The organism is Candidatus Nanosynbacter featherlites (genome assembly GCF_005697565.1).
In the GTDB taxonomy this organism is placed as follows: Bacteria; Patescibacteriota; Saccharimonadia; order Saccharimonadales; family Saccharimonadaceae; genus Nanosynbacter; species Nanosynbacter featherlites.
In genome coordinates, this window is record NZ_CP040004.1 from 119,887 (window position 1) to 132,833 (window position 12,947).

A 12,947-nucleotide genomic window follows, 5' to 3' on the forward strand; every position below is an offset into this window, starting at 1 on the left:
GGAAATAGTGAGGGAGACATGGCTAAACAAACAGATAATCAATCCTATGATGGATCACAAATTCAGGTTCTCGAAGGACTTGAGCCAGTTCGTAAGCGCCCGGGTATGTATATCGGTAGTACCGGCTATGATGGTGTACACCATTTGATTAAGGAGATTGCCGACAACTCGATCGACGAAGCGATCGCTGGGTATGCTACAAAGGTTGAAGTGGTGCTACTGGAGGATGGCGGTGTGCAGATTACTGACGATGGCCGCGGTATACCGGTTGATAAGCATCCAAAGACTGGCATGAGCACATTGGAAACGGTATTGACGGTGCTACACGCTGGTGGTAAGTTTGGCGGCGGTGGCTACAAGGTATCATCTGGACTCCACGGTGTCGGATCGAGTGTTGTTAACGCGCTCTCAACAAAAATGATCGCTGAGGTGGTGCGTGATGGCCAGTTGTACCGCGTAGTATTCGCGACTGGTGGTATTGTTGAGCCGCTCAAGAAGGTTGGCAAGGTAGATCGGCCAACTGGTACGCGAATAACCTTTTACCCTGATCCAACAATATTTAAAGAAACGATTGATTTTGATTACAAGTGGGTGGTTAATTATTTGCGTCATCAAGCGTACCTAACCAAAGGCGTGTACACCTCTGTTGTAGATGAGCGCACAGGTGATAGTCAAGCTTTCTATTTTGAAGGCGGAATTCAGAGCTATGTGAAACACCTAAACCTTGGCAAGGACGTGCTAGCCGATGCGCCATTTTATGTCGAAAAACAGGTTGAAGACTGTATGGTGGAAATTGCTGTGCAGTATAATGATACCTATATTGAGACGGTGAAGCCGTTTGCTAACAATGTGTTGACGCCGGATGGTGGTACACATTTGGTTGGTTTTCGCTCAGCATTGACTAGGGTTATTAACGACTATGCGCGTAAGAACAGCTTACTGAAAGAAAAAGAAGATAACCTGACTGGGGACGATATTCGTGAGGGTCTGACGGCGATCATCTTGGTGAAATTGCCCGATCCGCAGTTTGAGGGTCAGACCAAGAATAAACTTGGTAATCCAGAGATGCGTCGCTATGTTGAGCAGGTAATGAACGAATACTTCTCATACTATCTGGAGGAGAATCCTGGCGTTGCCAAGAAGATCGTCGGCAAGGCGACTTTGGCAGCGCGAGCACGCAAGGCAGCGCGAGCAGCTCGCGACAATGTGATTCGTAAAGGCGCGCTTGATGGCATGGGGCTGCCGGGTAAGTTGTGGGATTGTTCAAGTAAAAGCCCGAGTGATAGTGAAATTTATATTGTTGAGGGTAACTCAGCAGCGGGTTCAGCCAAAGAGGGTCGTGACAGTAAAACCCAGGCAATTTTGCCGCTTCGTGGTAAGGTGTTGAACACTGAGCGAGCTCGGCTTGATAAAATGTTTGCCAATAAAGAGATTGTGGCGATGATCCAGGCATTTGGTGTTGGCATCGGCGATCAGTTTGACATCAATGGTTTGCGTTATCACAAGATTATCATCATGACCGATGCTGATGTTGACGGCAGTCACATTGCGACGTTGCTTCTGACCTTCTTGTTCCGTTATATGAAAGAGGTGGTCGAGGGTGGCTATGTATATCTTGCTAAACCGCCGCTATACTCCATCAACCGCGGGCAGAAGAAAATCTACGCATATGACGAGGCTGAGAAAGATAAAGTCTTGGCAGACCTGATTGCTGATAAGAAGAGTCGCGGTACGGTGATTGACGATGAACAGGATGTCACCAAACAGGCTGGCGTGACGATCTCACGGTTTAAGGGGCTTGGCGAGATGGACGCTGATCAGCTGTGGGAGACAACGATGAATCCAGAAAATCGTGTACTAATTCAGGTCAGAGTGGAAGACGCCGAGGAAGCGGACGCAATCTTTACGCGACTGATGGGCGATGACGTGAGCTTGCGTAAAAGCTTTATTCAGAGCTGGGCAAAAAATGCTAACTTAGAGGATTTGGATATTTAATCATGAGTGATCAGGACAAACAGATGCAACCAACCAATGAGCATGAATCAATTGAGGCAACACCAGATATGGTGACTGAAGCATCAGCAGGATTAGAGCGACGCCGACTTGAAAATGTGATGCAGGATAACTTCTTTCGCTATTCAATGAGCGTTATCGTTGACCGGGCATTGCCAGATGTGCGTGACGGTCTGAAGCCGGTGCATCGCCGTATTTTGTATTCAATGAATCAGAACGGCAACCGCAGTACTGCGAAATTCGTCAAATCAGCACGTATCATCGGTGATGTGATGGGTAAATATCACCCACATGGCGACTCTGCCATCTATGATTCAATGGTTCGTTTGGCGCAAGATTGGGCGATGCGTTATACGTTAGTGCAAGGTCAGGGAAACTTTGGTTCGATGGACGGAGATCCGCCAGCCGCTCACCGTTATACTGAGGCGCGACTCGACAAGCCAGCTGAAGAATTACTGACTGATATCGAGAAGGAAACGGTTGATTTCAAGGATAACTTTGACGGCTCAGAGCGTGAGCCAATTGTGCTGCCGGCAAAGTTGCCGAACTTGCTATTGAACGGCCAGATTGGTATTGCTGTCGGTATGGCAACCAGTATCCCGACACACAACCTAGGTGAGTTGGTAGATGCGACGATTGAATTGATTGATAATCCTGAAGCAACGGTTGATGACCTGCTGCAACACGTGAAAGGTCCAGACTTTCCGACAGGGGCGATCGTCTACGGTGGTGCGCCGATGCGTCAGGCGTATGCAACTGGTCGCGGTAGTGTGATGATGCGAGCGGTAGCAGAGATCCAGGAGACTAAACGAGGTCGACATCAGATTGTCGTAACTGAGATACCATATGGTGTAAATAAAGCAACACTAATTGAAAAAATCGGTGAACTTCACAAAGAAAAGCGAGTACAACTGGCTGACCTGCGCGATGAAAGTTCTCGAGGTAAGGTCCGCATTGTCATTGAACTGAAAAAAGATGCGTATCCAAAGAAAGTATTGAACCAGCTGTACAAACTAACAGCGCTCCAGACGAGTTTTAATTACAACATGCTGGCATTGGTCAATACTATGCAGCCACGGATTTTAGGCTTGCACGATATTTTGAGCGAATTTGTGAAACACCGCCAGTCTGTGGTGCGCCGCCGTACTGAGTTTGAGCTGAAAAAAGCCAAGGCAAGAGCACATATTCTGGAGGGCTATAAGATTGCGCTGGATCACATTGACGAGGTAATTAAGACGATTCGTGCTTCGAAAACTCAGGATGAGGCAGAGAAGAACTTGCGTGCTAAGTTTGGACTGAGCGAGATTCAAGCCAAAGCTATCTTGGCAATGCAGCTGCGACGCCTGACTGGGCTTGAGCGTGAAGCAGTTGAGAATGAACTGCGTGAGCTCTTGAAGCTAATTGCACGACTAGAAGCTATCTTGGCTGATGAGCAAGAGATTCTGAATATCATCAAGACTGAGCTCTTGGAAATGAAAGAGAAATATGGTGACGAGAGGCGTAGTAAAATTATCAACCATGAGCTTGGTAAGTTCTCTGACGAGGAGTTAATTCCAGAGGAAGATGCTGTTGTTCTTTTGACAACTGAGAATTATATCAAGCGAACTCTGGCGAGTGACTATCGTAAGCAGAACCGTGGCGGCAAGGGTAAGCGCGGCATGACCACTAAGGAAGAAGATATTATAGCCCAGATCATCCCGGCAAGTACGCACGACTATCTGCTGTTTTTCACTAATAAGGGTCGTGTATTCCGGCTCAAGGCGTATGAAGTTCCAGCTGCTAGCCTCAGTGCTAAAGGTGTGGCCGCTGTTAACCTACTGCAAATGCAACCAGAAGAGAAAATTACCGCCATCATTAAACATGAAAAGAATGCTAGTGATGCCGGCTATCTGTTTATGGCTACAAAGAATGGTACCGTTAAGAAAACTCCGCTCAGTGACTATGCCAATATCCGTACCAATGGTTTGATTGCCATAAAGCTTGATGATGGTGATGAACTGAAGTGGATCAAGAAAACTGATGGAGAAAGCGATGTAATTATTTCAACATCAGCTGGTCAGGCGATTCGATTTAACGAAAAAGATGCGCGGCCAATGGGTAGGGCTGCTCGTGGAGTCCGTGGAGTCCGTCTGCGGCCAAACGACCGAGTAGTCGGTATGGATATTGTGACGAGTGACGACCAAACACTATTGGTTATCAGTGAACAGGGCTTCGGTAAGCGTACAAGAGTAACCAACTTCCCAAGCCACAAGCGTGGCGGAGTGGGCATTAAAGCGGCGATTGTGACAGCAAAGACGGGTCCAATCATATCAGTTCAGACGATCGACCCAACCATGACGGATGCTATCTTGGTATCACAAAATGGACAAACGATTCGTATTAGCCTTAAAGATATTAAATTATTGGGTCGTACGACTCAAGGTGTTACTATCATGCGATTGGGCGATAATGATGCAGTATCTTCCATAGGACTAATGGAAGAGCGGTCCCTGGAAGAGGATGCTAAATGAGATATTTGCTAGTGCCTCTGTTGGCATGGGCATTGGCTCAGGGCTTGAAGCATGTATTTCGCTTGATGGGTAGGAATCGCCGAGTATTTAGTAAGAATCCAAAATCACCTCTATTGTTGTCTGGGGGTATGCCAAGCGCTCACGCTGCAACGGTCGTTTCGTTAGCTACTGTTGTCGCATTGTATGACGGTGTTGATACGGTGCAATTTGCTATCGTTCTGTGGGTGACCATGATCATTCTATATGATGCTATGATGGTGAGATTCTCCTCTGGACAACAGGGGGACACGCTAAATCAGTTGTTGGATGAGCAAAAAAGTTCTTTGTCTCGCATCCGTGTTGCACATGGCCACACCCCTGTTGAGGTTGCTGTGGGTGCAACAATAGGACTGTTTGTCTCGCTTGTTGTCTTTTTCGCAACAAAATAATTACAAAATAGTATTGACCAAAGGTTGGTTGATGATGTATGATAAGTATCAGTCTGGTCGTGGGGATGCGAGCGAAACGACAATTACAATCTGTAATGATCAAGTTACGTGAGGATTTTTGGCCAGTCTATCGAACTTTAACAATTTGATTGTGCAATATCATCGTCAGTTTATATTTTTGTAGAGCCTTAATACTTTGATACAAAGTAGATTTTTAACGGAGAGTTTGATCCTGGCTCAGGATGAATGCTGGCGGCGTGCCTAACACATGCAAGTCGAGCGGCAGCGAGGGGTGCTTGCACCCTGTCGGCGAGCGGCGAACGGCTGAGTAACGCGTAGGAATTTGCCCCAAAGTGAGGAATAACTGCCCGAAAGGGTAGCTAATGCCGCATATGGTCTTCGGATTAAAGGATTTATCCGCTTTGGGAGAAGCCTGCGTTGGATTAGGTTGTTGGTAGGGTAATGGCCTACCAAGCCGACGATCCATAGCTGGTCTGAGAGGATGATCAGCCAGACTGGAACTGAGACACGGTCCAGACTCCTACGGGAGGCAGCAGTGAGGAATCTTCCACAATGGGCGAAAGCCTGATGGAGCAACGCCGCGTGAAGGATGAAGGCCTTCGGGTTGTAAACTTCTTTTATGAGTGAAGAATATGACGGTAACTCATGAATAAGCACCGGCTAACTACGTGCCAGCAGCCGCGGTCATACGTAGGGTGCGAGCATTATCCGGAGTGACTGGGCGTAAAGAGTTGCGTAGGCGGTTTAATAAGTGAATAGTGAAACCTGGTGGCTCAACCATACAGACTATTATTCAAACTGTTAAACTCGAGAATGGTAGAGGTAACTGGAATTTCTTGTGTAGGAGTGAAATCCGTAGATATAAGAAGGAACACCAATGGCGTAGGCAGGTTACTGGGCCATTTCTGACGCTAAGGCACGAAAGCGTGGGGAGCGAACCGGATTAGATACCCGGGTAGTCCACGCCGTAAACGATGGATACTAGCTGTTGGAGGTATCGACCCCTTCAGTAGCGAAGCTAACGCGTTAAGTATCCCGCCTGTGGAGTACGGCCGCAAGGCTAAAACATAAAGGAATTGACGGGGACCCGCACAAGCGGTGGATTATGTTCTTTAATTCGATGATAACCGAAGAACCTTACCAGGGCTTGACATCCAGGGAAGGTCTGCGAAAGTAGACTGTGCCTTTTGGAACCCTGTGACAGGTGATGCATGGCCGTCGTCAGCTCGTGTCGTGAGATGTTAGGTTAAGTCCTTCAACGAGCGCAACCCTTGTGAATAGTTGTATTTTTCTATTCAGACTGCCCCGGTAACGGGGAGGAAGGAGGGGATGATGTCAGGTCAGTATTTCCCTTACGTCCTGGGCTAGAAACGTAATACAATGGCTAGTACAATGCGCAGCGAAGCCGCGAGGTGAAGCAAATCGCATCAAAGCTAGTCCCAGTTCGGATTGCAGGCTGAAACTCGCCTGCATGAAGTCGGAATCGCTAGTAATCGCAAATCAGCAAGTTGCGGTGAATACGTTCCCGGGTCTTGTACACACCGCCCGTCAAACCATGAAAGTGACCAACACCCGAAGTCCGATTCGTCGGCCTAAGGTGGGGGGCATGATTGGGGTTAAGTCGTAACAAGGTATCCGTACCGGAAGGTGCGGATGGATTACCTCCTTTCTAGGGAGAATAGATGCCAGCTTGTCGAGCAATCACAAGTTGAGCTAGGTCGGTCTCGTAAATATGCTGAGCTTACATATTTACAATAGTCCTTCTTGGACGAGACAAAGTTCAAAACCTTCTCTACGATAAGCCGATTGATGAATTGCACAATCAAGTTGTTAATATAATAAACCCTCTCACATTTGAGAGGGTTTATTGATGCAGGTGAATAACCTAGCCTCTAAAAAATACACCGATGAGGAGATTAAGAATGATGCTGTGTAGGCTAAGCATTACAGCGAAACCAACACCACAGGTAATGAGACCCCACATCTTAAAGCGGTCATAACTACTAACTCCGCCGGCTAGGTTGTCTGCTATTTTTGATGGTAAACAGTAAATACTGCTCCGGCCCCCAAGATCAAGAGACCTACTCCGAATGCGGTAAAACTAAATTCATACATATATCCAATTATACACTTGTCAGAATAAAAAAGATACGGTACAATGTAATAAGTCTTGGCGATTGGGGGCATAGCTCAGTTGGCTAGAGCACCTGCTTTGCAAGCAGGGGGTCCAGGGTTCGAGTCCCTGTGCCTCCACCAATCAAGACTGCATGAGGGCGATTAGCTCAGCTGGTTAGAGCGCGTCACTGATAATGACGAGGTCGGAGGTTCAAGTCCCTCATCGCCCACCACGCTTTTTGATAAGGGCGACTAGCTCAGTTGGCTAGAGCATCTCGTTTACACCGAGAGGGTCAGGGGTTCGAGTCCCTTGTCGCCCACCACAAACTTTGTTAGTGGAATTATACTTTAAGCAACAGAGTTCTGTGCTAACATCTGAATTGTATTGATTCTATCCGTTCATGCTGTGGACGGATATTTTAGTCGTGAGGAATCTCTGGCTGAGATAATATTTTGGCTTAACTGTGGTTAAGGCTATTTTCTTGTTCCTGATACTATACTTTGTTAATCTATAAACAGTATGAGTGAGCAACTGCCAAACAATATACCCCCTCCTGGTGAAAGAAAATGGTACGAATATGGTCCCAGAGAGCTTGTTATGAGGGCACTAGGCGGAGCTTCGATAGAAAGGATTCCAAAAGAGCCGATTCCTACAAGGATTATGCATTTTCTATATGGGGAGGAAAGTGATAAGTGGCATAAGGAGCGTCTTAAGCCTTATGTATGGCGTCGTATGCCACCTGGGATGCGTAGTGCCAAGGGAGGTCTGGGATTAGACCAGACTGCCGACAGTACAGTGGAGCCAGGAGTGGTAATTGAGCTCAAGGAGAGTGGCGCAAAGAATCGGATTTTAGCAAAGCGGAAGGCTCCTGAAAGCGCGATAAGTGAGACGTCCCCTCCTTCAGAGAAATAACAAGATTAATTAGTAAGTTATGCTAGTAGGCCTATGTTTGTAGCTAAAAAATAAAAGTAACTTGCTTAATGGTAAAATGGTTATTATACTGCTAGAGTATGTATAAATATCTTGTTAAGCCGCTATTGTTTTCACTAACTCCTGATTTTACGCATAAGCTAATTATTTTCTGTGGTCGTGTGGCGCAAACAATACCACTCATCCGTTGGATGGTCTGTAAAATGTGGAGTTTTCAAGACAGAGCGCTGCAGCAGAAGATTGACGGTGTTACTTACCGCAATCCAGTTGGTCTGTCGGCAGGATTTGATAAGAACATTCAGTTGTCGCCACTGATGGAAACTATTGGCTTTGGGTTTGCTTCGGGTGGATCGGTGACATTGGAGCCGAGAAAGGGCAATCGACGCCCTTGGTTTCACCGGTTACCGAAGACAAAGTCCGTGGTGGTATATGCTGGTATGCCAAATTATGGGCTGGAGACGATCAGTCGTTATGTTGCTAAGAATAGGTCGCGAGTCCAGGAAATGCCAACGGTTGTTTCGGTAGCTGTCATCGCTAATAAGTCTACGAAAGATCAGTTTGGTCCATATGTCTCAGAGGATCTAATCATCAAGGATGTAAAAAAGGCTGTGGAGTATATTGTGAAGCATCGCTTGGCTGGCGTTGTAGAGATCAATATTTCTTGTCCAAATGCGGGTAAGGAGCCGTTTATCTACTCAGAGACGTTGGATATGTTATTACAGGAGATGGACGACATAGAGAGGAATGTGCCGTTTTGGGTAAAGATGCCGCATTTGTATGACATGCAGCAGTTTGATTCATTGCTGCAGGCCATTGTCAGGCACAACATTCAGGGAGTGACAGTAGCTAACTTAGTGAAAGACCGCGCAAAGGTGGTCATTAAAGATCCGCTGACTGATGAGATTCGTGGCGGATTGAGTGGTGAGCCAACACGTGAACACAGCTTGGAACTAATTCGCCATGCGTATCAGAAATATGGCGACAAATTAACAATCATTGGCGTGGGTGGAATTTTTACGGCCGAAGATGCTTACGCCAAGATTAGGGCTGGTGCTAGCTTAGTCGGTTTAATCACGGGGTTATTCTTTGAGGGGCCACAATTGATTGGACGTATGAATCGTGAGTTAGTGACATTACTAAAAAATGATGGTTTTTCTCATATTTCTGAGGCGGTTGGCGCAGATTTTAAGGAAAAGCCAAAAAAGTCGAAAAAAAAGTTAAAAAAACTCTTGCAAAACAACCACAGCTGCTGTATAGTTAATTACTAGTTACGCGAATGTTCAGATGAACCTCTGGCGATACACTGCATAATGTGCGAGGGCAGTGAAAATCAGTTGAGTGTAGATAGAGGCGTTGATGGTTTGACGGTTCGATTGTGCACTCTGGATGTGATGCATTGATCGTTAACAATTTGAAGAGAAGAAATTGAGTTTTTAATTGACGGTATTAGTTTATTGGTAGATTCCAATTACTAGTTAAGTCAATGCATAAAAAGGTACTCAAGGGCACTAAATGGATGCCTAGACGTATATTACCGATGAAGGACGTGGAAGACTGCGATAAGCCTCGGGAAGCTGTCAACAAGCTTTGATCCGGGGATTTCCGAATGGGGAAACCCAGCATGAGTCATGTCATGTTGCCACTTGCTGAACACATAGGCAAGCGAGCGGGAACCATCTGAACTGAAACATCTTAGTAGGATGAGGAAGAGAAAGTAAATAACGATTGCGAAAGTAGTGGCGAGCGAAATCGCAACAGCCCAAACCTTTTAAGTTTTTGCCTATTTATTTAGGCAAATAAGTTGATAGACGAATACTTAATAAGGGGTTGTGATATTACATATGACCAAGTCAGAGCATTTGATTCGTTCAAATAATCTGATTTGTGATACCAGGCTGTCAACTGGTAGTAAGGTAAGAAAATGGCGTGGTTAGCAGAATAGTTTGAATGACTAGCCAAAGAACGTGAAAGCCGTGTACGCGAAAACGACGCTGACCTTATGTATGTTTTATCGAGTAGGACGGGGCACGAGAAACCCTGTTTGAATCTGGCTGGACCACCAGCCAAGGCTAAATATAATATACGATCGATAGTGAACTAGTACAGCGATGGAAAGGTGAAAAGAACCCCGGGAGGGGAGTGAAATAGATCCTGAAATTTAGTGCCTACAAGGAGTCGGAGCCGGCTTGTCCGGTGACGGCGTGCTTTTTGTAGAACGATCCAGCGAGTTAATTTTTACAGCGAGGTTAAGTCAATTGACGGAGCCACAGTGAAAGCGAGCCTGAATAGGGCGTTTAGTTGTAAGGATTAGACCCGAAACCGGGTGACCTAACCATGAGCAGGTTGAAGCCACTGTAACAGGTGGTGGAGGACCGAACCAGGATACGCAGCAAAGTGTTTGGATGACTTGTGGTTAGCGGTGAAATGCCAATCGAACTCGGAGATAGCTGGTTCTCCTCGAAATAGCTTTAGGGCTAGCGTCGTGTTAGTAGCACTTGGGGGTAGAGCTCTGTAAAGGACTGGGGCGGGCAACTGTACCCACCCTTAACAAACTACGAATACCATGTGTGTAACCACGGCAGTTAGAACATCGGTGCTAAGATCGGTGCTCGAAAGGGAAACAGCCCAGACCATCATCTAAGGTCCCTAAATTAACGTTCAGTGGGAAACAAGGTGAGATTTCTTAAACAGCTAGGATGTTGGCTTAGAAGCAGCCATTCATTTAAAGAGTGCGTAACAGCTCACTAGTCAAGAGATCTTGCGTGGAAAATGTAACGGGGCTAAAACGTTATACCGAAGATATGGATGTCAGATTTATCTGGCGTGGTAGAGGAGCGTTCCTATCAGCGGTGAAGTCGAATCGGAAGGTTCGGTGGAGCGGTAGGAAGTGAGAATGCTGGAATGAGTAACCATAAGAGAGGTGAGAATCCTCTCGGCCGTAAGAGCAAGGTTTCCTGAGCCATGGTAATCATCTCAGGGTTAGTCGGGCCTAAGCCGAGGCGCAGAGCGTAGGCGATGGACATCAGGTTAATATTCCTGAACCGGTTAAGTTTTGTACACTGTTCACGGGGAAGTAATCGAAGCGGATTCATGGTTTATCCGTCCAACCGAGCGGGAACGCAAAGGGAGTGAAAGTGATTCTTCGGAGTCGCGATTTTGGTGAAAGCCCTGGCTAGAAAAGCAGGTGTACGCGTGGACTTAGCCGCCCGTACCGCAAACCAACACAGGTGCTCGAGTCGAGTAGACTCAGGCTTACGAGCGAACCTTCGCTAAGGAACTCGGCAATACAGCGACCGTAACTTCGGGATAAGGTCTGCCCCCACTTCGGTGGATATCAGCCGCGTTCACTCAGTGAATAATAGGTTAAAGAGTACATTTTTAATCACAAAACGAATTTTCTGAGATAGAGCAAACAAACTGTTCTTTTGAACGCGAATCTCTGACATCTAACGATGTGGGGGCCGCAGCAAAAGAGCCCACGGAACTGTTTATCAAAAACACAGGTCTCTGCTAACACGAAAGTGGATGTATAGGGGCTGACTCCTGCCCAATGCTGGAAGGTTAAGGGGAGCGCTTCACGGTGCGAACTGAAGCCCTAGTCAATGGCGGCGGTAACTATAACCGTCCTAAGGTAGCGAAATTCCTTGTCAGGTAAGTTCTGACCCGCACGAATGGAGTAATCATGTGGGCACTGTCTCAGCGAAGGACTCGGTGAAAGTGCATTGGCGGTAAAGATGCCGTCTGTCCGTACCAGGACGAAAAGACCCCATGGAGCTTTACTACAGCTTTACATTGAATACGGTTTCAACATGTGTAGCATAGGTGGGAGACGTTGAAGCAGATACGCCAGTATTTGTGGAGTCACCAAGTGAAATACCACCCTTGTTGTGATTGTGTTCTCACGCTGACCGTTATCCGGTTAGCGGACCGTGTATGGTGGGTAGTTTAACTGGGGCGGTTGCCTCCTAAAGAGTAGCGGAGGCGTTCAAAGGTTGGCTAACTTCGGATGGAAATCGAAGTGATAGTGTATGCGCATAAGCCAGCTTGACTGTGAGGAGTACATTCCAATCAGAGACGAAAGTCGGAGCAAGTGATCCGCTGTACGTACATTTGTACATGAATGTGGGATCGACAGCGCAAACGGATAAAAGTTACCCTGGGGATAACAGGCTTATAGCGCCCAATAGTTCACATAGACGGCGCTGTTTGGCACCTCGATGTCGGCTCATCACATCCTGGAGGGGGAGCACCTTCCAAGGGTTCGGCTGTTCGCCGATTAAAGTGGTACGCGAGCTGGGTTCAGAACGTCGTGAGACAGTTCGGTTTATATCCGGTATGGACGATAGGAAACTTGAGAGGATCTACCCCTAGTACGAGAGGACCGGGGCGGACGCACCTCTGGTGTATCGATTGTGGCCACCTGCTGCATTGTCGAGTAGCTATGTGCGGACTAGATAAGCGCTGAAAGCATATTAAGCGCGAAACTAACCTCAAGATAAGGTTTCCCTATGAGGACACAGAAAGACTATCTGTTTGATAGGCGCAAGGTGGAAGTGCAGTAATGCATGGAGCTAAAGCGTACTAATAGTCCCATTGCCTTTTTATGTCCTTGTCCGTGGAGTTTATGCTTGCATAAACATTACGGATAAGGTAGACTTGACTAGTAATTGGTGTGTATCATCACACTGTAGTTGATTAAAAATTCATCCGTGCAGAAAGTTATTGGACATCGAAGCAAGGCTTCCCCGGGTTGCCTAAATGGAACCTATGAGGAGCAAGCCTTACTTCGGTGCCCATGGCGAGGAGGAAACACCTGTTCTCATTCCGAACACAGAAGTTAAGCTCCTCAGCGGCGATCATACTGCGAAAGTGGGAAACTAGCACGGTGCCGAATTATAAAAAAGACTTCCGAATAGGGAGTCTTTTTTC

The 12,947-nt window shown here is 46.8% G+C and carries 4 protein-coding genes, 3 tRNA genes and 3 rRNA genes; all 10 read left to right on the forward strand.

What is annotated here, in order from left to right:
* The first annotated feature begins 18 nt into the window (after positions 1 to 18).
* The 10 genes from gyrB to rrf all read left to right on the forward strand — a co-directional run bounded on the left by gyrB (position 19) and on the right by rrf (position 12,912).
* Positions 19 to 1,995 carry a DNA topoisomerase (ATP-hydrolyzing) subunit B gene (gyrB, locus tag FBF37_RS00615; protein WP_138078488.1) on the forward strand — a complete coding sequence of 659 codons (1,977 nt, stop codon included), beginning with the start codon at positions 19 to 21 and terminating at the stop codon, positions 1,993 to 1,995.
* A 68-nt stretch (positions 1,996 to 2,063) separates the two neighbouring features.
* Entirely contained in the window at positions 2,064 to 4,523 is a 2,460-nt protein-coding gene (gyrA, locus tag FBF37_RS00620) for a DNA gyrase subunit A (RefSeq protein ID WP_420887533.1), read from the forward strand.
* Positions 4,520 to 4,951 carry a divergent PAP2 family protein gene (locus FBF37_RS00625; RefSeq protein ID WP_138078490.1) on the forward strand — a complete coding sequence of 144 codons (432 nt, stop codon included), beginning with the start codon at positions 4,520 to 4,522 and terminating at the stop codon, positions 4,949 to 4,951. Before gyrA ends, FBF37_RS00625 begins: the two co-directional genes overlap by 4 nt.
* Positions 4,952 to 5,165: 214 nt before the next feature.
* Positions 5,166 to 6,641 (forward strand): 16S ribosomal RNA (locus tag FBF37_RS00630).
* Between the two features lie 510 nt (positions 6,642 to 7,151).
* Positions 7,152 to 7,228, forward strand: a tRNA-Ala gene (locus FBF37_RS00640).
* 15 nt (positions 7,229 to 7,243) lie between these two features.
* A tRNA-Ile gene (locus tag FBF37_RS00645) sits at positions 7,244 to 7,320 on the forward strand.
* A 13-nt stretch (positions 7,321 to 7,333) separates the two neighbouring features.
* Positions 7,334 to 7,410, forward strand: a tRNA-Val gene (locus tag FBF37_RS00650).
* A gap of 688 nt (positions 7,411 to 8,098) precedes the next feature.
* Complete coding sequence (gene pyrD / locus FBF37_RS00655) at positions 8,099 to 9,286, forward strand: dihydroorotate dehydrogenase (quinone) (protein WP_138078492.1); 1,188 nt, start codon at positions 8,099 to 8,101, stop codon at positions 9,284 to 9,286.
* 220 nt (positions 9,287 to 9,506) lie between these two features.
* Positions 9,507 to 12,624, forward strand: a 23S ribosomal RNA gene (locus FBF37_RS00660).
* A gap of 179 nt (positions 12,625 to 12,803) precedes the next feature.
* A 5S ribosomal RNA gene (gene rrf / locus FBF37_RS00665) occupies positions 12,804 to 12,912 on the forward strand.
* Positions 12,913 to 12,947: the final 35 nt, after the last annotated feature.

Bases quoted from the DNA above. Each gene is read 5' to 3' on its own strand.
- FBF37_RS00625 (WP_138078490.1), top strand. From the start codon at position 4,520: ATGAGATATTTGCTAGTGCCTCTGTTGGCATGGGCATTGGCTCAGGGC.
- gyrB (WP_138078488.1), top strand. From the start codon at position 19: ATGGCTAAACAAACAGATAATCAATCCTATGATGGATCACAAATTCAG.
- gyrA (WP_420887533.1), top strand. From the start codon at position 2,064: ATGGTGACTGAAGCATCAGCAGGATTAGAGCGACGCCGACTTGAAAAT.
- pyrD (WP_138078492.1), top strand. From the start codon at position 8,099: ATGTATAAATATCTTGTTAAGCCGCTATTGTTTTCACTAACTCCTGAT.